The 20,453-nt window shown below is 54.0% G+C and carries 26 protein-coding genes; 21 read left to right on the top strand and 5 right to left on the bottom strand.

Annotated elements, in window-relative coordinates; genetic code table 11:
* The 6 genes from B9L21_RS07480 to cobO are packed head-to-tail and all read left to right on the top strand — an operon-like array spanning window position 1 to window position 6,326.
* The gene (locus B9L21_RS07480) at window positions 1-1,164 is read left to right on the top strand and encodes a cobalt-precorrin 5A hydrolase (RefSeq protein WP_063165837.1); all 1,164 of its coding nucleotides are present in this window, start codon (window positions 1-3) and stop codon (window positions 1,162-1,164) included.
* Entirely contained in the window at window positions 1,110-2,474 is a 1,365-nt protein-coding gene (locus tag B9L21_RS07485; RefSeq protein WP_063165838.1) for a cobyrinate a,c-diamide synthase, read from the top strand. The genes B9L21_RS07480 and B9L21_RS07485 overlap by 55 nt, the downstream gene beginning before the upstream one ends.
* Entirely contained in the window at window positions 2,467-3,978 is a 1,512-nt protein-coding gene (locus tag B9L21_RS07490) for a cobyric acid synthase (RefSeq protein ID WP_063165839.1), read from the top strand. Before B9L21_RS07485 ends, B9L21_RS07490 begins: the two co-directional genes overlap by 8 nt.
* Complete coding sequence (gene cobT / locus B9L21_RS07495; protein ID WP_063167347.1) at window positions 3,978-5,033, top strand: nicotinate-nucleotide--dimethylbenzimidazole phosphoribosyltransferase; 1,056 nt, start codon at window positions 3,978-3,980, stop codon at window positions 5,031-5,033. The genes B9L21_RS07490 and cobT overlap by 1 nt, the downstream gene beginning before the upstream one ends.
* Window positions 5,030-5,800, top strand: coding sequence for a uroporphyrinogen-III C-methyltransferase (cobA, locus tag B9L21_RS07500; RefSeq protein ID WP_063165840.1), 771 nt, complete (start codon window positions 5,030-5,032; stop codon window positions 5,798-5,800). Before cobT ends, cobA begins: the two co-directional genes overlap by 4 nt.
* Window positions 5,787-6,326, top strand: a complete 540-nt coding sequence (cobO, locus tag B9L21_RS07505) for a cob(I)yrinic acid a,c-diamide adenosyltransferase (protein WP_063167348.1) — start codon at window positions 5,787-5,789, stop codon at window positions 6,324-6,326. Before cobA ends, cobO begins: the two co-directional genes overlap by 14 nt.
* A gap of 157 nt (window positions 6,327-6,483) precedes the next feature.
* Here cobO and B9L21_RS17600 read toward each other — a convergent pair whose 3' ends face one another.
* The 3 genes from B9L21_RS17600 to metA form a co-directional block, all read right to left on the bottom strand.
* Entirely contained in the window at window positions 6,484-6,633 is a 150-nt protein-coding gene (locus B9L21_RS17600) for a hypothetical protein (RefSeq protein WP_168157880.1), read from the bottom strand.
* 168 nt (window positions 6,634-6,801) lie between these two features.
* Window positions 6,802-6,888, bottom strand: coding sequence for a YjcZ family sporulation protein (locus tag B9L21_RS07510; RefSeq protein WP_081207337.1), 87 nt, complete (start codon window positions 6,886-6,888; stop codon window positions 6,802-6,804).
* A 142-nt stretch (window positions 6,889-7,030) separates the two neighbouring features.
* Window positions 7,031-7,939 carry a homoserine O-acetyltransferase MetA gene (metA, locus tag B9L21_RS07515; RefSeq protein ID WP_063165841.1) on the bottom strand — a complete coding sequence of 303 codons (909 nt, stop codon included), beginning with the start codon at window positions 7,937-7,939 and terminating at the stop codon, window positions 7,031-7,033.
* A gap of 82 nt (window positions 7,940-8,021) precedes the next feature.
* Here metA and B9L21_RS07520 point away from each other — a divergent pair, with 82 nt between their 5' ends.
* From B9L21_RS07520 to B9L21_RS07535, 4 genes are all read left to right on the top strand, one after another.
* A complete protein-coding gene (locus B9L21_RS07520) occupies window positions 8,022-8,504 on the top strand; it encodes an RNA-guided endonuclease InsQ/TnpB family protein (RefSeq protein ID WP_225995651.1) in 483 nt (160 codons plus the stop codon).
* Between the two features lie 185 nt (window positions 8,505-8,689).
* Window positions 8,690-9,205, top strand: a complete 516-nt coding sequence (locus B9L21_RS07525; RefSeq protein ID WP_063165842.1) for a hypothetical protein — start codon at window positions 8,690-8,692, stop codon at window positions 9,203-9,205.
* A 59-nt stretch (window positions 9,206-9,264) separates the two neighbouring features.
* A complete protein-coding gene (locus B9L21_RS07530) occupies window positions 9,265-9,741 on the top strand; it encodes a glutathione peroxidase (protein WP_063165843.1) in 477 nt (158 codons plus the stop codon).
* Window positions 9,742-9,773: 32 nt separating this feature from the next.
* Window positions 9,774-10,919: a conserved virulence factor C family protein gene (locus B9L21_RS07535; protein ID WP_063165844.1), complete on the top strand. Its 1,146-nt coding sequence runs from the start codon at window positions 9,774-9,776 to the stop codon at window positions 10,917-10,919.
* A 54-nt stretch (window positions 10,920-10,973) separates the two neighbouring features.
* On the opposite strand, the gene B9L21_RS07540 is transcribed toward B9L21_RS07535, so the two are convergent.
* Window positions 10,974-11,357, bottom strand: coding sequence for a DUF4183 domain-containing protein (locus B9L21_RS07540; RefSeq protein WP_063165845.1), 384 nt, complete (start codon window positions 11,355-11,357; stop codon window positions 10,974-10,976).
* Between the two features lie 435 nt (window positions 11,358-11,792).
* Between B9L21_RS07540 and B9L21_RS07545 the strand changes: the two genes are divergently transcribed.
* A complete protein-coding gene (locus tag B9L21_RS07545; protein ID WP_063165846.1) occupies window positions 11,793-12,176 on the top strand; it encodes a DUF4183 domain-containing protein in 384 nt (127 codons plus the stop codon).
* Between the two features lie 75 nt (window positions 12,177-12,251).
* On the opposite strand, the gene B9L21_RS07550 is transcribed toward B9L21_RS07545, so the two are convergent.
* Entirely contained in the window at window positions 12,252-12,698 is a 447-nt protein-coding gene (locus B9L21_RS07550; RefSeq protein WP_063165847.1) for an NUDIX hydrolase, read from the bottom strand.
* Between the two features lie 362 nt (window positions 12,699-13,060).
* Between B9L21_RS07550 and B9L21_RS07555 the strand changes: the two genes are divergently transcribed.
* The 10 genes from B9L21_RS07555 (at window position 13,061) to B9L21_RS07600 (ending at window position 20,309) form a co-directional block, all read left to right on the top strand.
* Window positions 13,061-13,498: a BrxA/BrxB family bacilliredoxin gene (locus B9L21_RS07555; RefSeq protein WP_063165849.1), complete on the top strand. Its 438-nt coding sequence runs from the start codon at window positions 13,061-13,063 to the stop codon at window positions 13,496-13,498.
* A gap of 156 nt (window positions 13,499-13,654) precedes the next feature.
* The gene (locus tag B9L21_RS07560) at window positions 13,655-13,786 is read left to right on the top strand and encodes a YuzL family protein (protein ID WP_081207586.1); all 132 of its coding nucleotides are present in this window, start codon (window positions 13,655-13,657) and stop codon (window positions 13,784-13,786) included.
* A gap of 247 nt (window positions 13,787-14,033) precedes the next feature.
* Complete coding sequence (locus B9L21_RS07565) at window positions 14,034-15,218, top strand: LL-diaminopimelate aminotransferase (protein WP_063165850.1); 1,185 nt, start codon at window positions 14,034-14,036, stop codon at window positions 15,216-15,218.
* Window positions 15,219-15,239: 21 nt separating this feature from the next.
* Window positions 15,240-15,818: a YpjP family protein gene (locus B9L21_RS07570; protein ID WP_409071371.1), complete on the top strand. Its 579-nt coding sequence runs from the start codon at window positions 15,240-15,242 to the stop codon at window positions 15,816-15,818.
* A gap of 97 nt (window positions 15,819-15,915) precedes the next feature.
* Window positions 15,916-16,620, top strand: a complete 705-nt coding sequence (locus B9L21_RS07575) for an anthrax toxin lethal factor-related metalloendopeptidase (RefSeq protein ID WP_063165852.1) — start codon at window positions 15,916-15,918, stop codon at window positions 16,618-16,620.
* 65 nt (window positions 16,621-16,685) lie between these two features.
* Window positions 16,686-17,480 carry a thymidylate synthase gene (gene thyA / locus B9L21_RS07580; protein ID WP_063165853.1) on the top strand — a complete coding sequence of 265 codons (795 nt, stop codon included), beginning with the start codon at window positions 16,686-16,688 and terminating at the stop codon, window positions 17,478-17,480.
* Window positions 17,481-17,493: 13 nt separating this feature from the next.
* The gene (locus B9L21_RS07585) at window positions 17,494-17,988 is read left to right on the top strand and encodes a dihydrofolate reductase (RefSeq protein WP_063165854.1); all 495 of its coding nucleotides are present in this window, start codon (window positions 17,494-17,496) and stop codon (window positions 17,986-17,988) included.
* A 128-nt stretch (window positions 17,989-18,116) separates the two neighbouring features.
* A complete protein-coding gene (locus B9L21_RS07590; RefSeq protein ID WP_063165855.1) occupies window positions 18,117-18,560 on the top strand; it encodes a YndM family protein in 444 nt (147 codons plus the stop codon).
* Window positions 18,561-18,677: 117 nt separating this feature from the next.
* Window positions 18,678-19,949, top strand: coding sequence for a threonine ammonia-lyase IlvA (gene ilvA / locus B9L21_RS07595; protein ID WP_063165856.1), 1,272 nt, complete (start codon window positions 18,678-18,680; stop codon window positions 19,947-19,949).
* Window positions 19,950-20,057: 108 nt separating this feature from the next.
* Window positions 20,058-20,309, top strand: coding sequence for a YpmP family protein (locus B9L21_RS07600; RefSeq protein WP_063165857.1), 252 nt, complete (start codon window positions 20,058-20,060; stop codon window positions 20,307-20,309).
* Window positions 20,310-20,453: the final 144 nt, after the last annotated feature.

Below are 20,453 nucleotides of genomic sequence, written 5' to 3' on the forward strand. Positions count from 1 at the left end.
GTGTATGCCGTTGTTGCCATTACAAAACACGGGGTAGAAATTGCCCGCCGGCTCGGCCGTGAGCTGGACGGGGCGGACGTCTATTATACGGAGAAGTTCGCCCGCGGAGACGAAGACCGATGCGGCATCCGCCTGTTTTCCGGCAATGTAAAGGCGCTGTTGCCGGAGCTGTTTGCCCGTTACGACGGCCTCATTTGCATCATTTCCCTTGGCGCGGTCGTCCGCATGATTGCTCCATTATTAAAAGATAAAAAGACCGATCCGGCGGTCGTCGTCATCGATGATAAGGCGGAACATGCGATCAGCGTTCTTTCCGGCCATTTAGGAGGGGCGAACGAATTGACGCGGCGCGTGGCTGCGATCCTTGACGCCCGACCGGTCATTACGACTGCTTCGGATGTGCAGCAAACGATCGCCGTTGATTTATTTGGCCGCGCGTTCGGCTGGGAGTGGGAATCGGCGGACAAGTTGACGCCGGTCAGTGCGGCGGTCGTCAACGAAGAGCCGGTCGCCGTCGTGCAAGAATCGGGCGAAACCGGCTGGTGGCCGGAAGGGCGTCCGCTGCCGAAAAACATTACGGTATATGACTCTATCGCTTTGGCGATGGCCGCCCGCCCGGCGGCGGCGCTTGTGGTCACCCACCGGCTGCTCGAACCGGAAGAAGAGGCGATTTTGCAAAACGGCGTGCTGTACCGTCCGAAGGTGATTGCGCTTGGCATTGGCTGCAACCGGGGGACACCGGCTGAGGAAATTGAAACGGTCATCCGCGAGACACTGGCCGAGCTCCGTTTTTCCATCAAAAGCGTTAAGGCGGTATGCACGATCGATCTGAAAAAAGATGAGCCCGGACTTCGAGAAGTTGTCGGCAAATACGGCTGGGAATTGGTGACGTACACGCCGGAACAGTTAAACGAAGTGTCGATCGAAGCGCCGTCGGAGACGGTGTATCGCTACACCGGCGCCTATGGGGTGAGCGAGCCGGCGGCGAAATTGTACAGTGGCGCCGAGACGATGGCGCTTGTCAAAAAGAAGTCCGGCAATGTGACGATTTCCGTCGCGCTCGTCGATCATCAAGCAAAGGCAAGGATGCGAAGAAAGGGGGGAGAGGCATGCGGCGATTGGTCATTGCTGCAACCGGAAGCGGCGCCGGCAAAACAACGGTGACGCTCGGGCTGATGGCGGCGCTCAAGCAAAAAGGCTACACGGTGCAAGGGTTTAAATGCGGACCGGATTACATTGATCCGACGTACCATACGGCGGTCACCGGCCGGCCGTCACGCAATTTGGACAGCTGGATGACCGGAACCGAAACGGTCCGGACGGTGTTGGCGAACGGCTGCAAGGGGGCGGATATTGCCATCATTGAAGGAGTGATGGGGCTGTTTGACGGGAAACAGCCGCTGTCCGACGACGGGTCGACGGCGGATATCGCCGCCAGTACGAAAAGTCCGGTTCTCCTTGTCGTCGATTGTTCCGGCATGGCCCGCAGCGCCGCTGCCATCGTCCGTGGCTTTCAGACGTTTCACCCTGATGTGCACATCGCCGGCGTATTTGCCAACCGCGTCGGCGGCGAGGGGCATTTCCGGCTCATCAAAGCGGCGGTCGAGCAAATGTGCGGACTGCCGGTCATCGGGTTTTTGCCGAAAGACGATGCGCTGTCGCTGCCGGAGCGCCATTTAGGGTTGGTGCCGTCCGTGGAGCGCGGAGAGCTGGATTCGTTTTTTGCTGAATTGGGACGAAAAATCGCGGCCGCGATCGATTGGGAGACGCTGCTTTCGATCGCTGAGGCGCCCGCCCTGGCGCCGTCCGCCCCGCTCATTCGCCCTTCGCGGCTGTATCGCGTGCGCGTGGCAGTGGCCAAGGATGCTGCTTTTCACTTTTACTATCCGGAAAACCTCGAGATGCTTTCTGCTTGCGGCGCCGAGCTTGTTTATTTTTCCCCGCTCGCCGGTGAACCGCTTCCCGACGGGGTGGACGGCTTGTATATCGGCGGCGGCTTTCCGGAAGAATTTGCCGCTGAATTGGCGCGCCAGACCGCGGCCAAGCAGTCGATTCGCGCCGCCATTAGGCGCGGGCTGCCGACATTGGCGGAGTGCGGCGGGTTTATGTTTTTGACCGAGCGGCTGATGACGGCCGACGGCGCAGAATACGAAATGGCCGGCGTCATTCCGGGGCGGGTGGTTATGCAGCGGAAGCTGGCCGCGCTTGGATACCGCGAAGTGTACGGAAGGAAAGGAAACTTTCTATTGCCGGAAGGGGAGCGGGCGCGCGGGCATGAGTTTCATTACTCGACGTATGAGCCGCGCGGTGACGTGCCGTTTGCCTATGAAACGAGCGGGCGGCTCGGAGCGAAGCCGGACGGCTACCTCACCCACCGGCTTGTCGCCGGCTACGTCCATTTCCATTTTGCGTCCGCTCCGGCGATGGTCGAACGGTGGCTTTCGGAATGCGAGAAGGTGAAGCACGATGGCTGACGCGCTGCCAATCATGTTTCAAGGCACTCATTCCGACGCTGGAAAAAGCGTCATTGCGACAGCGTTTTGCCGCATTTTTGCCCAAGATGGCTGGAAGACAGCGCCGTTTAAGTCACAAAACATGTCGTTAAACTCGTACGTGACACCGGACGGAAAAGAGATCGGGCGGGCGCAAGGCATTCAGGCCGAAGCGGCCGGGGTGGCGGCCCGTGCCGAGATGAACCCGATTTTAATTAAGCCAAGCCGCGAGCATGAGTCGCAAATTGTCGTGTTAGGCAAACCGTATGCCACTATGCAGGCGTTCGCCTACCGGAATGAGTTTTTTCATCGAGGGCTGGCTGTCATTCGACAGTCGCTCGAAACGTTGATGAACGAATACGATCGGATCGTCATCGAAGGGGCGGGAAGCCCGGCTGAAGTGAACTTAAACGACCGCGAGCTCGTCAATATGCGCATCGCCCGCCTCGCCGACGCCCCCGTTGTTTTAATCGGCGATATTGAGCGGGGCGGAGTGTTCGCGAGCCTCGTCGGGACGCTGACGCTTTTGGAACCCGAGGACCGAAAGCGGGTAGTCGGCGTCATCATTAACAAGTTTCACGGTGATGCGGCGTTGCTTAAGCCGGGTCTTGATTGGTTTGAACGATATACGGGCGTACCGGTGCTCGGCGTTGTCCCGTATTTGCCTGATTTGGCGATCGATGCCGAAGATTCGCTGGCGCTTGAACGCTTTGCCGCGTCGTCCGATGACAGGTGGGCGATTGACATCGCTGTCATCCGCTGCCCGAAAATCGCCAATTTTACCGATATCGATCCGCTCGTCGCCGAACCGGACTGCCGCGTCCGCTTAGTGACACACGCAGGTGAACTCGGCGAACCGGATGTCATCGTGCTGCCGGGAAGCAAAAATACGATCGAAGATCTCATGTATATGAAAAAACGGGGGCTCGCCTCCGGCATTGTGTCACTTGTCAACGAAGGAAAAACGACGGTTGTCGGTTTGTGCGGCGGCTACCAAATGCTTGGCGCTGTCATCCGCGATCCGCATGGGGTCGAAACGCCGTTTCCGGAAATGAAAGGGCTCGGGCTGTTGCCGATTGAGACGACGATCGAGCAGACGAAAACAACGGTCCGCTCGGAAGGCGTGCTCACATGGGCCGGAGAACGGTTTGCCGTGCGAGGGTACGAAATTCATATGGGCCGCTCGACGCCGCTTCCCGGCTATGCGCCGCTCATTGAGATCGGCGGCCGCGGCGAAGGAGCGAAGCGCGGCGATGAGCGGGTGTTGGGCACGTACGTGCACGATTTGTTTCATAACGATGCGTTCCGTACCGCCTTTTTCAACGCCATTCGCCGTGAAAAAGGGCTCGCCGTTTCCGGCGTCAGGCCGTTTCATTCGCTCAAAGAGATCGCGTTTGACCGGCTTGCCGCCCACGTTCGGCAGCACGTCGCGGTCGAACAGATCGAGCAGATTATGCGCCAATTCCAGAAAAGGACGGTGGAATGATGAAGATTTTCGTTCCGGCGGCCAACTGCCAGATAAAGGAAGACGCGTGTGCTTATATTGACCAGTTAACCAAACCCCCCGGCAGCCTTGGCCGCCTCGAACAGTTTGCGGCTGAACTCGCCGGGATGACCGGGAACTTGTTCCCGGAAGTGACGCCCCCGGGGGTGCTTGTTTTTGCCGCCGACCATGGCGTCGTCGTTGAAGGCGTATCCGCCTATCCGGCGGAAGTGACGGCACAAATGGTGTATAACTTTGCCCGCGGCGGGGCGGCCATCAACGTGTTTAGCCGTCGGATCGGCGCGCTGCTCGAGATCGTCGATGTCGGTGTAGCTGTTCCGATTGATAACGAGCGGGTCATTGGGAAAAAAGTGCGCCGCGGAACGGACAATTTTGCCAAAACAGAAGCGATGACGCCGGCTGAAGCCGAACAGGCGCTTCACGTTGGCTATGAGCAGGCGGTATCGATCATTGGGCAAGGCGCTCGCACGCTGATTGCTGGTGAGATGGGAATCGGCAATACGACGGCGGCCAGCGCCTTATTGGCCACCTTGACCGATGAGCCGCTCGAACGCATCGTCGGCAAAGGAACCGGCATCGCCGCCGAAAGGCTCGTCCATAAACAGGAAGTCATCCGCCAAGCGCTGGCGCTTCACCGGCCCGACCCGGCGAAGCCGCTTGAGTGGCTGGCGAAAATCGGCGGGCTCGAGATCGCTGCGATGGCCGGTGCCATGCTTGCGGCTGCCGAGCGGCGCATCCCAATTTTGCTCGACGGCTTTATTTGCACCGTTGCCGCCCTTGTCGCCCGCCAGTTTGCCCCGAACGTCGCCGACTATATGATCGCCGGTCATCGTTCCGAAGAGCCGGGGCACGGCATTGCCCTTGGTTTGTTAGGGAAAGAACCACTGATCGATTTGCGCATGCGGCTTGGTGAAGGAAGCGGAGCCGCGGTGGCGTTCCCGCTTTTGGCAGCGGCGGCGGCGATGGTGAGCGAAATGGCGACATTTTCTTCAGCGGGCGTTTCCACCGCAGAAGCGAAAGGGGAGAAGGAACGATGACGGTCGGCAAAGTGTATTTAGTGGGCGCCGGGCCGGGTGATGAAAAACTGATCACCGTTTATGGACGCGAATGTCTCGAACGCGCTGATGTCGTCATTTACGACCGGCTCGTCAATCGGAAGCTGCTCCGGTATGCGAAGCCCGACGCCGAGCTTCTTTATTGCGGCAAAGAGCCGGGAAGGCATGACACCGTTCAACAACAAATCCATGAATGGTTGGTCGAACATGCGCGTCGAGGCAAAACGGTCGTCCGTTTAAAAGGCGGCGATCCGTGCGTCTTTGGCCGCGCCGGCGAGGAAGCGGAAGTGTTGGCGAAGGCTGGGATTCCATTTGAAATCGTTCCAGGGGTGACATCGGGCATCGCAGTGCCGGCGTATGCCGGCATTCCGGTCACCCACCGCGATTACGCCGCATCATTGGCGATCGTCACCGGGCATCGGAGCGAGCGGATGGACTGGAAGGCGTTAGCCGAAGGATGCGACACAATCGTCGTGTATATGGGAGCGGCCAACTTGTCGGACATTTGCCGCCGGCTAGTTGCCGCTGGGAAGCCATACGATACACCAGCCGCCATCATTGAATGGGGGACGACCGAACGGCAGCGCACCGTGGCGGCGCCGCTTGCCGCGCTGCCGGCAGAAGCGGAAAAGGCCGGCATCTCCCATCCGGCCATGATTGTGATTGGCGATGTTGTCCGCCTGCGCGAGGTGCTGCAATGGTTTCCGGAACATCAAGGGGGCGAGTCGGTTGTCTATACGGAATCGTAACGGACGGGTGATCGTCTACACGGGTGATGGCAAAGGGAAAACGACGGCTGCCTTTGGGCTTGTGCTGCGCGCTGCCGGCCGCGGCATGAAGGTCGCCGTTTTGCAGTTTATTAAATCGCCAGAGCGCACGTATGGCGAGCAGCTGGCCCTTCGCCGCCTCGGCATCGAGGTGCATCAGCTCGGCGCCGGCTTTACATGGACGAAAACGCCCGATGTTCATCGCCAAGCGTTACAACGAGCATGGACATTGGCGAAACAGTATGTTCATTCCGGGCAATATGATCTGATCGTGCTAGATGAATTGAACAACGCTTTAGCCATCGATCGATTCCCGGTCGATGACATCTTATCGATCGAAGAGGTGCTCGAACTGATTCGCACGCGCCCGCCGTCACTCCACCTTGTCATCACCGGGCGCGCCGCCCGTCCGGAGCTGATTGCTGCCGCCGATATTGCCACTGAGATGACGCTTGTCAAGCACGACTATGAACAAGGGACGGCGGCTGCGAAAGGCATTGAATTTTGAGCGGAAACGGTTGACGGAGAAGTCTTTCCTGCTAGTCTGCCAGCGTGTAGTCCATGATAAAAAGCGGCCGAATTCGGCCGCTTTTTTGCGTCGGACTCTCCCGCTATGAGCGGCGCCGTTTGCCTTTAGGCGGAGGAACTGCTCATGGCGGCTTTCCCTATGCATCGGTGTCCGTTTTGTCGTTTTGTTCCTTATGTTGCCGCCGTCCTTTGCTGTTGTCGCCGGATGCCGGACCGTGAAGCAAAGCCATCGGGTCTTGCGTCGGCGCATTTTGATTTCGGCTTCCGCTGTTCGGTCGTTTCGTCACAGACCACACCTCCTTTAGGCGTATGACCATATCATTAGCATAGGCTGCCGAACCGTTTTTATTCGGCGGCAACCAAAAAAAACGGGAAGCGCGTTTGCGGCGCTTCCCGTATGCAATACGGCCGGATGCTGGCAAACATGGCGGCCGGAGGACGGCGGGAGTCAGCGATTAATAAACGAACGCCGTTCCCACAATAATCAACAAAATAAACAAGACGACAATTAAGGCAAAGCCGTTGCCATGCCAAGCGCCCATCCCGTTCACCTCCCTGCAAAATCTACTATATGGTATGCCATTCATTGCACGAAGGAACGGGACAACTGTCGGAAAATGACAAAATAAGAAAAACGCCTTGCTAGGAAAAGCAAAGGCGTTGTTGTCGAATGATAGTTTCTTTTTATTCCCAAATGTAGGGCGTTTCCTGATACACGTAATAGTTCAGCCAGTTGACGAACAGCAAATTGGCGTGCGAGCGCCATGTGTTGAGCGGCGGCTGGCTCGGGTCGTCATTCGGGAAGTACGACTCCGGAGGCTGGATCGGCAACCCTTTGGCCAAATCGCGCTCATATTCATCTTTTAACGTGGTGGCATCATACTCCGGATGGCCGGTCAAGAAAATGCGGCGGCCGTCGTTCGAGGTGACGAGGCAAACGCCGGCTTTGTCGGCGACCGATAAAATCATGAGCTCCGGCACTTTTTCAATGTCTTCCCGCTTGACGTCCGTATGGCGGGAGTGCGGCATGCGGAACACATCGTCAAAGCCGCGCAAAAGCTTCACATTTTTGACTTCCAGCGTATGGTTAAACACGCCGAAACATTTTTCCGGCAGCGGGTATTTCGGAATGCCGTAATGGTAATACAAGCCGGCTTGCGCTCCCCAGCAAATATGGAGCGTTGATGTGACGTTTGTTTTCGTCCATTCCATAATGTCGGTCAACTCGTCCCAGTACGTCACCTCTTCAAACGGCATTTGCTCGACCGGCGCTCCGGTGATGATCATCCCGTCAAATTTCCGATGGCGGATGTGCGGGAAAATTGTGTAAAATTGATCCAAATGATGTTTGCTCGTCGTTTTCGGTTCGTGGGTCGCCGGGCGCAAAAAGGTGACGTTCACTTGCAGCGGCGAGTTGCCGAGCAGGCGCAGCAGCTGCGTTTCCGCTTTTTCTTTTTCCGGCATTAAGTTTAAAATGACGATATTGAGCGGACGAATGTCTTGCGAATACGCCCGTTCTTCGTCCATGACGAAAATGTTTTCTTGTTCGAGTATTTCTTTAGCGGGCAAGTCTTTTGGAATGTTGATTGGCAACGATGTCCCCTCCGTTTCGTTCTCCTTTTTTAAATAATTTCATTATAAAAACTTTATGGAATTTATTCAATTCATTTTTTCCATGCAAGGAAATTTAGTGCTTGAGGTGAAAAAAGGAGGTGAATTCCGTTACAGAAAAACAAACAATATAAAGAAGTTGGAATTCCTTGTTCGAAAGACCTATCGAAGGCTGAAACACATCAGGCACAATTCTATTCATCAAATCACTGCATCTTTGGTGAAAACCAAGCCAGAGTATGTAGTCATGGAAAGTTTAAACACTCATGGAATGCTAAAGAACAGAAAGCTATCGAAAGCCATCCAAGAACAAACATTCCATGAGTTCACGAGACAGATGGAATATAAATGTGCTTGGAATGGGATCAAGTTGATACTTGCCGATCGATTCTTCCCTTCGTCTAAAACTTGTAGCCATTGTGGGGCTGTAAAAGAGAAACTTTCTTTGTCAGAAAGAACGTTTGTATGTGATGAATGTGGAAATAAAATAGACAGGGATGTGAACGCAAGTAGAAACTTAAAAAAATATGGCAAGTCAATAGCCTAGCACGTAAAGCGGCTATTGATATGTACCCTTTCGTTAGTGGGGAATTGAAGCCTTCGGAGCACCACATCCAACGAGAGTAGCTTTGGCGAAATCGGGTGCGATGAACAAGGAAAGAAACATAAACTTTTATAAAGTTTGACAAAGGCTTTATAAAAGTTTTATAAGTTTTCTGTAACGGAGAATGCATGGATCCAACAGCATTTGACAATTTGAAAACGGTGTTGGAAGGGGCGGTGTATGACGCCGACTTGCAAGGGCGCATCGCTGTCGTCGACCGCCGCGATCTCGCTGATTTGGCCCGCCTGTCGCGAGAGTATGCCATTTCGTTTCAGCTCAATGGCGTGTCCAATCCGCCAGTCACTTGTACGGCGCAGCTTTCCATTGACTTTGCTGAGCTCGTCAATGAACGGCTTCATCATCACCGGGCTGGTTGTCGGCTCGCTGTCGTGTTCACCATGCCGATCCGCCGCTCGTCCGCATGCGCCATCGTTGAAGGAACGTTGCGGACGATTTGGGGGAAAGAACGGATCATTCGACAGACGCTCAGCTGGCAGTTTCCGCATGAAGGCGGTCCATACAAAAATGAAGCGATGGTCGAATTTGCCCGCCTCATTTACGAGGAAAACGCTGCCGACTTGCCGGAGATGGTGCCGTATATGATTTCTTCGCTCGAACAGCTGCAGCCGTTATCTAGTCAATAACAGTGTAAAAAGTGGAAACCAAGCGGGAAATCAGCTATGATGGGGGTGAGGTGAGAACGATGAGCGTATACGAATTCAGCGCCAAGACGATTCGCGGGGAAGAGCAGCCGCTGTCCGCCTATCGGGGCCATGTGCTTCTCATTGTGAACACGGCCAGCCGCTGCGGGTTCACTCCGCAATATCAAGAACTGCAGCAGCTGTATGACGAATATCAAAACCGCGGGTTTGTCGTGCTTGGCTTTCCGTGCAACCAATTCGGCGGCCAAGAGCCGGGAACAGAAGAGGAAATCGAACAGTTTTGCCAGTTGAATTACGGTGTGACGTTTCCGCTGTTTGCAAAGGTGGATGTTAATGGCGGCAACGCTCATCCGCTCTTTCAATATTTGAAAGAACAAGCGCCGGGGGCGCTTGGCACGAAGGCGATCAAATGGAATTTTACGAAATTTCTCGTTGACCGCAGCGGTCAAGTCGTCGCCCGCTTCGCTCCGCAAACGAAGCCGAGCGAGTTGAAGGAAGAAATGGAACAACTGTTGTGAGGCAGCAGAAAAGAAAAAGGAGGGGATGACGGTTGCGCATTCAAGCGATTGAACCGACGCCAAGCCCGAACACGATGAAAATCTTGCTTGATGAAGAATTGCCTTCCGGCATGCGCCATAACTACAAACCGGACAACATCGGCGAAGCGCCGCCGCTCATTCAAGCGTTGATGCGCATTGATGGAGTGAAAGGCATTTACCATGTCGCTGACTTTTTGGCGATTGAGCGCCATCCGAAATACGACTGGCGCGACATTTTGGCGAAAGTGCGTGAAGTGTTCGGCGAAGAAGCGGATGACGAAGCTGAGGCAAAGCCGAAGGTGAATGAACATTTCGGCGAAGTGAAAGTGTTCGTGCAAATGTTGTACGGCCTGCCGATGCAAGTGAAGCTGATCGATGGGGAGCGCGAGCATCGTGTCGGGCTGCCGCAGCCGTTTGTTGACGCGGTCATTGAAGCGCAAAAGTACGCCGGCAACATTGTTCTTGAACGCAAATGGGTGGAAAAAGGGGTGCGCTACGGCACATTTGAAGAAATTGGCCGCGAAGTGGTGGATGAGCTGTCGGCTGCCTATCCGCCCGAGCGGCTCGAGCGGATCGTCAACATGTTCCGCCGCGGCGAGCAGGAAAAAACGGCGCAGAAGCGGCCAGGCATCAAAGTGACGAGCGAGATGCTCGACGATCCGGACTGGCGCAAACGGTACGCCGCGCTCGAGCAAATGGCGGAGCCGACGGAAGATGACATCCCGGTGCTGGCCAAAGCGTTGAAAGATGAAAAAATGGCCATCCGCCGCCTAGCGACCGCGTATTTCGGCATGATCGGCGGCAAACAGGTGCTGCCGTATTTGTATGAGGCGCTGAAAGACCCGGCAGTTGCGGTCCGCCGCACGGCCGGCGACTGTTTGTCCGACATCGGCGACCCGGAAGCCATTCCGGCGATGATGGAAGCGTTAAAGGACGAAAGCAAGCTCGTCCGCTGGCGCGCGGCTATGTTTTTGTACGAAGTCGGCGATGAATCGGCGCTTCCGGCGTTAAAAGCGGCGGAAAACGATCCGGAATTTGAAGTCAGCTTGCAAGTGAAAATGGCCATTGAACGGATCGAGGGCGGTGAAGAGGCGAAAGGCTCGGTTTGGAAACAAATGACCGAAAGCCGGAAAAAAGAAAGCAAGACAGGAGAATAAAATAGGCGCGCAGTTGGGCGCGCCTGGTTCTTTGGTTAAAAAGGTTGCTTCTTGTTAGGTCGTCACGGTTGTGTTGGAGGTCGGAGCGAATTGGACAATTTCGAGCACAATAGGGGTATTTGCTGGAATGGATCCACTTCCGGTCGGAACGGTAATGGCTAACGACCCAACGCCGGTTGCTCCCGGGGTGTATGTGGAAATGTCTGCCATTTGCAAAACGCCGTTAACATATACATTAAAGTAGCTATTATTGGTTGCTAGTGTCGGCAATTCCGTCGCTTGGCTGCCATCATCCTGCAAAAAGCTGGCCGCATCGATGGTCAATGTTGCTCCTTCTGCTGTTTCAGCTGTCGTGATATAGAAAAATCTCGTGGTGCTTGGTGCCGCTTCTGTTGTGGTAGTTGCGGCGACAAACAGCTTAATTAATTGTAAAGCCATGACAATCCCCCTTTTTATTTACTTTTCATGTTACCGCTAACCCGAAGCCAAGTGAATGCCCTTCTGTTTCTCTCATATCTGAGGCTCATTGGTCATCGGTCGGCATCATACGTTCATTTGTATTGTATGGATTGGCTAGAACGGTCGACCCGACGATTGTCGTAATGAGGGGGAAATGATAGTTTCATACTATGTATATCGGTCTGCTTCACTGATGATTTTGAGTGTGAAATGGGTAGTTTGGACTATTTTTCTGTTCTGTGATCCATTGTAATCATTGGAATGGAAAGGAATATAGTGTTTCGGGCTATCTCCTGTTGTTCTGTTGTCTTGTTTGCCATTCACTTTGTAGACAGGGGTGAATATGATAATGCTGAATCCTTTGCTGATTTAGATGATCACAAAACAATCTTGGGCGTTTGGGTGAGCAAACTAATGAAACGAGCCTCTTCATCAGAAAAACATGTGATTGCCGTTCCAAAAATATACGATTGGACTCATGCGGTACTGACCGTTCCTCTTCATATGGTGCTCCACTTTCCTCCACGCGTTTTGTCGGCGGAAACGTACCAGTACAACGCGGTATCGGATGGGATCAAAATGGTGTATACGAATGACGATGAATTGAAGGAGTATGGTGATCGTGGCATTTTAGACCCAAAAAACGTATCATGGGTCAACTTGTTTATTAACGGAGTGTTGCAGCCGGAAAAACTGTATGACGTTGCGGAAGGAAAATTGACGTTAAAAACAACGGATCCGCCGCCGAAAGGAGCGCCGATCATTCTCCAATTTATCACTATCAAAATGGGGTTTTGATCGTCCCAGGATGCGGCGGCAAAATGTCCCTTGACGCAACAAAGCCTTGGAGTCGATTCTCCAAGGCTTTGTTTGTCAACGGACGAAATAATGCTCGATAAGGTCTTGAAAGAGCGGAGAGAGCTCGTTTGGCAATGCATGAAGAGGGAAAAATTTTACCTCAAGCGATTCTTCTCCGTCTTCTTTCAGCTCGCCGCCGCGGATATCGCGGGTGCGGTACACCACGGTCACCGGATAATATTGGTCGCCGTTTGGCAGCTGAACAAAATATTTTTTGCCAGAAAACACATCGATCAATTCAAGTTCACCGATTTCAAGGCCGGTTTCTTCCAACACTTCCCGCCGGCCTGCTTCCTCTGTCGATTCGCCGAGCTCCAACAAGCCGCCGGGGATTCCCCACCGTCCGTCGCGGCGCTTTTGCAGCAAAATCCGTCCACCATCATCAATGACAGCGACGCCGACGCCGACTAAAATGACCGGCCGGGTTCCGACCATTTTTCGCAGTTCTTCAATGTATCCCATCCGCTGCGCTCCTTTCGTTTCCCTCTCCGTTCGGTTATTTATTCTATGTTCGGCGGCGGCCGGCGGCCGCGGCGGCTGCTAGAGGGCGGAAAGAAATTGATGAATGTAGAGAGCCCTTTCCATCGGTCGCTTTTGAAATTCGGCAAATCCGGCTTCCCCATTGGAGAAGGACGTTTTCGCGCCGCATCGGCGCTGCATTGCCGCTGTTTAGATAGCGGGCGGACGAGCGCTTTGTTTCGCTGCCGGCGCCAAAAAAGAAGAACATAGTTTTCGCTGCCGCCGACAGCCGTCTTCGTTGATTTTTCTGCTTGAAGTATAGTATGCTGATAGCACAGCAACGATCAGAGGGAGGAGTGATGGCCATGTCGATGGCGTACGAAGAATATATGCGTCAGCTCGTGCAGCCGATGCGTGATGAGCTCGTCCGCGCTGGCTTCCGCGAACTGCGCACGAGCGAGGAAGTGGAACAGTTTATGGAGAAAGCGGAAGGAACGACCTTTGTCTTTGTCAACTCGGTGTGCGGATGCGCTGCTGGGTTGGCGCGCCCGGCGGCGACGCAGGCGGTGCTGCGGAGCGAGAAAAAACCGGATCATTTAGTCACGGTGTTTGCCGGCCAAGATAAAGAGGCGACAGCGAAAATGCGCGAGTATTTTGTCGGCTATCCGCCGTCCTCGCCGTCGATGGCGCTTGTAAAGGGAAAAGAAGTCGTTCATTTCATTCCGCGCGAAGACATCGAGTTTCATTCGATGGAAGAGGTCATGGAAAACGTGTTAGCCGCATTTGACAAACATTGCGGCTGATCGATACGCACTCTGTCATCGCGAGCTGTCCGCCCGGCGGCTTGGCACCGCTGCTTTTTCAGCCTGGGCGGGCAAGAGGTTGCCTTTTCGAAATGTCCGAATGGGTTCGCATACAACAGCGCGCCGGCGGGAACGATAAAGGCGGAGGTGATCGGCGTGCCGAAGCGGAAAAAAGACCGTTCGAAAACGGGCGTCAGCGCCCCGAATGTGAGAGGGCAAGGGACGACGGAAACGGAGACCGGTGCGTTCGCGCTTGACTCCGCCCGCAAAAAAACGAAAATTGATTAAAAAGGAGCTCCTTGTGCGGAGCTCCTTTTCCTTCATCGCCGTTAGGCGTTGGCGATGCAGCTGTAAATAAAATAAAGCAACGTAATGAGGCTGGCCGCAAAAAAGATGGTCGTCATGTTCGTTTTCCCGCCTTTCTGTCTATATTTTCCCCTTGAACATATGGTACACTATTCATATAACCATAGTATATACCAATAAAAGCAAGAAGGAAAAGCGGTTTTTGCCTTGGCAAGGGAGAGGAAGGACAATGAAAAAAGCGAAACGAATGAACGCGTTCTCCGCGTCCATTTTTGCCGAACTGGCAGCGTACCGCCAACAGCGGCGCCATCTTCATGACGAATGGATCGACTTAAGCGTCGGCAGCCCGGATTTGCCGCCGGCGCTGTTTGTGCGCGAGGCGATCGCTCGCTACGCCGGGGAGCCAAACGCCTACGGATATACATTAAAAGGCATTCGCGACTTTCACGAGGCGGTCGCCGATTACTACCGGACGGCGCACGGGGTTGTGTTGAATCCAGAGACGGAAGTGACGTATGTCATCGGGTCGCAAGACGGCCTTGTCCATTTGCCGATGGTGTTTGCTGACCCGGGCGATGTCATTTTGGTGCCGGACCCTGGATATCCGGCGTACGCTGCTGGTGTGGCCATGGCCGAAGCGGTGCCGTATTTTATGCCATTGAAGGAAGAAAACGGCTTTTTGCCTGATTTGCATGCCATTCCAGAGGGGATCGCCAAACGGGCGGCGATCATGTTTCTTAACTTTCCGGGGAATCCGGTGCCCGCCGTTGCGACCGAATCGTTTTATCGCGACGTGGTCGAGTTTGCGAAGCGGTACGACGTGCTTGTCGTCTCCGATTTTGCTTATGGCGAGCTGTATTACGACGGAAACAAACCAGTGAGCTTTCTTTCCATCCCCGGGGCGAAAGACGTCGGGGTGGAAATCAACTCGCTGTCCAAAAGCTATCACATGGCCGGCTGCCGAATCGGCTATTTGTGCGGCAATGCCGACGTGATTCGCGCGTTTGCCGAGTTTAAATCCAATTTGGACTACGGCATTTTTTGGCCGATTCAAAAGGCGGCTGCGGAAGCGCTTCGTTATGGTGCTGATTTTTGTGCGGAAAGCCGCGCCATCTATCAAGCGCGCCGCGATGCGTTCATTAACGGATTGACGGAGATCGGCTGGGAAGTGGACCGTCCGCCAGCGGGCATGTTTGTTTGGGCGAAAGTCCCGGACGGCTGGACATCGCTCTCGTTTGCGAAGACGCTGATTGACCGTGCCGGGGTTGTGGTGACGCCCGGACATGCGTTTGGGCCGAGCGGCGAAGGCTATGTACGTATTGCCCTCGTCCAGCCGAAAGATGTGCTATGCCGTGCCGTCGAGAAACTGCGGGCGAGCGGCTTGTTCGAGCGGCTGGCCGCCGACCGACGATAACGGAGGTGGGACGCGATGAAGCTGCCGGCATGGCTTCGGAAAACGCTTGTTGCCGCGATCACCGTTTGTACGTTTGGTCTTGTGACACCGCCCGCGTCGCTTCTTGCGGCCGAGGAGCCGCCAGCTGACGATGCGCCATCTTCCGATTGGCAACATAATGCTGCAAGTTCGGCGGCGGAGGCGGCTTCGCTCACCCGCGCCCAATTTGTCGAGCAGACGGTGGAAAAAGCGATGGTTCAGTCGCATGAAAAGTTTGGCCGCAAAATCGCTCCCGTGATTGAGGATGAGTTTCGCGCCGTCATTTTGCCGCGCATTGAGGAAGTGATCGCCGAGCTCGCCGGGCGCTATCCAGAAGAAGAGCTTCGCTATTTAGCCGTATCAGAAAATCCGTCTGGCGGGCAAGGCGAACGCATTTTCCATATTTACCGCGCCGATACGGGAGAAGATGTCATTCGCTTCCACGTCCGCCGTGAACATCCGCCGCAAGACGGGTATTGGTTCCAATTTCATTACCATACGCGCGATGACGGATTTCAAGCCCATTATGAATTAGGAAAAATTTATTGGTCAAAAAATACGCCGCCGAACTGGCGGACGTAGCAGGCCGCGGTTCTTTCCTTATTTTGCGCGTTTTTCCCCGCTTCTTCGTATGTTATCATTTAATAGAATACGAGATTGAAAGAAGCGGGGGACAACGATGAAACGGTTACTGATTAGTTTGCTGGCGGCGCTGTTCGCCGTTCCGCTTCTGTCGCTTTCGCCGTACCCGGCCGCGCACGGTGTGCTGCTTGAAGAAAGCGGCCTTGATGTTCAGTCGGTCCCATCGTATGATGTGCTTAGCCGCATCGTCATCGTTCCGGAGGCGGACTTTTCGCCTGAGGAAGCCAATGAGACGATTCGGACGCTTGCTCGTATTGACCGCGGCATTTTAGAGCGGGCGGCGAACCACCATATTTATATTCAATTGTTGACAGGCCCGATTACCGATGAACCGGCCGCCCGCCATTTGCGCGGGAAAACGCCGCGCGGCTATGCGCCGGGGTCAAAAACGTGGGATGAGGTGCCGGGCCTTGGCGGGTCACATTTAGTGCTCGTCCGCCTCGGCCATAGTGAAAAAGGAAAAGGGCACGGCTCGGTCAACTTAGAGCTGCATGAATTTGCCCATTCGTTAGATCACATCGTCTTTGAGCGCATTCACGAAACGGACGAATTTCAAGCGATTTGGCGCGAGGAAGCGCCGCGGCTGTTTCCTGGCGAATCTTATTTTTTAACGTATCCGGAAGAGTATTTTGCTGAATCGTTCGCCTATTATTATGCAAGCGACGAGACGCGGGAAACGCTGCGGACGGCGGCGCCGGACACATACGCCTTCATCCGCCGGCTGGCGGAGCGAGCCTCATAAGAAGGCTCTTTTTTTTCGTGATGAGAGCGGCGCTTTATGATATGATAAAGCGTGAGGTGAGGACATTGCGGCAATATTTGCAGCTATTGGAGGATATTTTGGAAAACGGCGTCGAAAAGGAGGACCGGACCGGTGTCGGCACGCTGTCGGTGTTCGGCCGCCAGCTGCGGTTTAATTTACAGGACGGATTCCCGCTCGTGACGACGAAAAAGTTACATATCCGCTCGATCATTTATGAACTGCTTTGGTTTTTAAAAGGAGACACGAATGTCCGCTATTTGCAGGAAAACGGCGTGACGATTTGGGATGAGTGGGCCGACGAAAACGGTGATCTTGGGCCTGTGTACGGGGCGCAATGGCGGTCATGGAAAGGGGCGGACGGGAAAACGGTCGACCAAATCGCCTGGGTCGTTGAGGAGATCAAGAAAAATCCGAACTCGCGCCGGCTGCTTGTGAGCGCCTGGAATGTGGCGGAGTTAGACGAGATGAAGCTGCCGCCGTGCCATTATGCGTTTCAGTTTTATGTGGCGGGCGGCCGGTTGTCGTGCATGTGGCAGCAGCGCTCCGTCGATACGTTCTTAGGCTTGCCGTTTAATATCGCCAGCTACGCGCTGTTGACGCATATGATCGCCGAGCAGTGCGGGCTTGATGTCGGCGAGCTGATTTTCACCGGCGGGGATGTCCATTTGTATAAAAACCATGTTGAGCAGGCCAAACTGCAGCTGACGCGCGAGCCGCGCCCGCTGCCAAAGCTCGTGATCAAACGGAAGCCGCCATCCATTTTTGACTATGAATACGACGATTTTGACATCGTCGGCTATGATCCTCATCCGGCGATTAAAGCGCCGGTGGCGGTGTAAAGGAGCGGAAGCGATGATCTCGCACATTGTGGCGATGGACGAAAATCGGGTGATCGGCAAAGACAACCGGCTGCCGTGGCATTTGCCGGCCGATTTAGCGTATTTCAAACAGGTAACGATGGGGCATGCCATCGTGATGGGGCGCAAAACGTTTGAAGCGATCGGCCGGCCGCTTCCCGGCCGGGAAAACGTCGTCGTGACGCGCAACCATCAGTTTCGCCCGGAAGGCTGCCTCGTGCTCCACTCCCTTGAGGAAGTCAAGCAATGGATCGCGGCGCGCGGTGATGAAGTGTTTGTCATCGGTGGAGCCGAGCTGTTTGAAGCGACGATGCCGATCGCCGATCGGCTGTACGTGACGAACATTTTCGCTTCGTTCCCCGGCGATACGTTTTACCCGCCCATTTCCGAAAAAGAGTGGAAAATCGTCTCCTATACGCCGGGAATCAAAGATGAAAAAAATCCGTATGAGCACGCCTTTCTCATTTATGAGCGGAAAAAAGCGGAATGAGTGCGGGGGCCGGTGAGCGGGAAAACAGGGCGCGTGTTGCCAAACGGCAAGGCGCGCCTTTTTGCATAGAAGCGGGGCGAAAAAGGAACGATAACCATATACAACAATGTTGGAAATGGAGGAAGACGATGAGGCATATCGTTCCGTTTATCGTCAAGCTTGCCGCTTGGAGCGTCGTTTTATTTTCGATGTTTACAATTTTTAATGCTCCGCTTTCTTTGATTTCAGTCATGACGATCATAACGGCGCTCGTTTCCTACGTCGTCGGCGATTTGTTTGTGTTGCCGCGCGTTGGAAACTTTGTCGCCGCCGCCCTTGATGTGCCGCTCTCCTTTTTGCTTGTATGGCCTGTGAGCTTTGCGTTGTTTGCCCCGACAGTCAATATGGCGTACGCCGCCTTTTTCAGCTCGCTCGCCATCGGCGCGGTCGAGGCGTTTTTCCATTTGTATATGGAAAACCATGTGCTCGAGGAGGCAGGGCGGGAAGAGGCGTATCGCTGGTATGATGAGGGAAGGTGGGCAACGGAGTTCGCCGAGGAACAGGAGTTCAAAAAAGAGGACGACCGGACGTAACGCCGGTCGTTTTCTTATAAAGAACAAAAAACTTTTCGAAAATTCCCTTTTCTTTTTGCGGATTTGTGATATAATCTACAAATCAAAGACAACTTAGAAAAGAAAGGGAACGAGAATATGGAACAACAACTAAAACGGAAACAAGGGGCGGTGTACGTCGAGGACATTTTGATCGCGTATCATACGCTAAAAGACGTTGTTTTCCATACGCCGCTGCAAAAAAACCCGCTTTTGTCCGAGCGCTACGGGTGCAACGTCTACTTGAAGCGCGAAGACTTGCAAGTCGTGCGTTCATTTAAGTTGCGCGGAGCGTACAACCGGATGAAGCATTTAACCGATGAGGAGCGAAGCAGCGGGATCGTATGCGCCAGCGCCGGCAACCATGCCCAAGGGGTTGCCTATTCATGCCGGGCGCTCGGGGTGCACGGAAAAATTTATATGCCGGCGACAACGCCTCGGCAAAAAGTGTCGCAAGTGCAGCTGTTTGGCAAAGACATGGTCGAGATCGTCCTTGTCGGCGACACGTTTGACGACTCATACAACGAAGCAGTGAAATGCGCGGAAGCCGAAGGGCGCACGTTTATCCACCCGTTTGATGACGAATACGTCATCGCCGGGCAAGGAACCATCGGTGTTGAGGTGTTAAACGACTGTGACGAACCGATCGACTTTTTGTTCGCCAGCATCGGCGGCGGAGGACTGATGGCCGGGCTGGGGACATATGTGAAAAGCATCTCGCCGGCGACCAAAGTGGTCGGCGTCGAGCCGGCCGGCGCTCCGTCGATGAAAGCGGCGCTTGAACAAGGTCATGTCGTGACGCTTGGGGAGATTGACAAGTTCGTCGACGGCGCCGCGGTCAAAACGGTCGGGGAAAAAACGTTTGCCCTATGCCGGGAAGTGCTCGACGATATCGTTGTCGTTCCAGAAGGAAAAGTATGCACAACGATTTTAGAACTGTACAACGAAAACGCCATCGTCGCCGAACCGGCGGGAGCGCTCCCGATTGCCGCCCTTGAGTTTTACAAAGAGCAAATCCGCGGCAAAACGGTTGTTTGCGTCGTGAGCGGCGGCAACAACGACATCGACCGGATGCAGGAAATTAAAGAGCGCTCGATGATTTATGAAGGGTTACAGCACTATTTCATCGTCAACTTCCCGCAGCGGGCCGGAGCGCTGCGCGAGTTTTTAGATGAGGTGCTCGGTCCGACCGATGACATCACTCGGTTTGAATATACGAAGAAAAACAATAAAGAAAGCGGACCGGCGCTCGTCGGCATCGAGCTAAAACGGCGCGAAGACTATGCGCCGCTCATTGAACGGATGAAGAAAAAAGGGTTTCCGTTCCAAGAAGTGAATAAAGATCCGAACTTATTCCATTTGCTGATTTGAACAAAAAAGCGCGAAAAAAGTCGGAAAGATTTCGCTGTATTCCGACATACTTTTTCACCGGATTGGTGTATAATATAAGTAAATCGGTGAAAAAAGAGGATTGATATTTTGCTATTCAAAAGCCTCGAGTTTCAAAACGCGTATGGGCAGAAAGTGAAGATTATCGAAATTCCTGTATTGGAGGAAGAGAACACGTACCGATTTATGATCCAGCTTCGCTTGGAGGCGTTTATTGCCAAAGTGTACCGATCAAGGACCAACCGTTCTGTTTACTCGTTCCGCGAACATTTGAAGAAAGTGCTGAAATGGCCGGTATATGAACAAATCTTTAAAGAAACAGTGTTGAAACATAACGCGTAACGATGGTTGTTTTGCCCATTGCGGCAAAACAACTTTTTTTTGGTGGGATTTTGGCCGGTTTCATTATATAATGGAAACGAGATGGCGCCGGGCATAAGAGTGAATAAAAAACAGCCGGACAGAGAGGAAAGGCAGTTTGAATGC

It is taken from the genome of Geobacillus uzenensis, assembly GCF_002217665.1.
Taxonomy (GTDB): domain Bacteria; phylum Bacillota; class Bacilli; order Bacillales; family Anoxybacillaceae; genus Geobacillus; species Geobacillus subterraneus.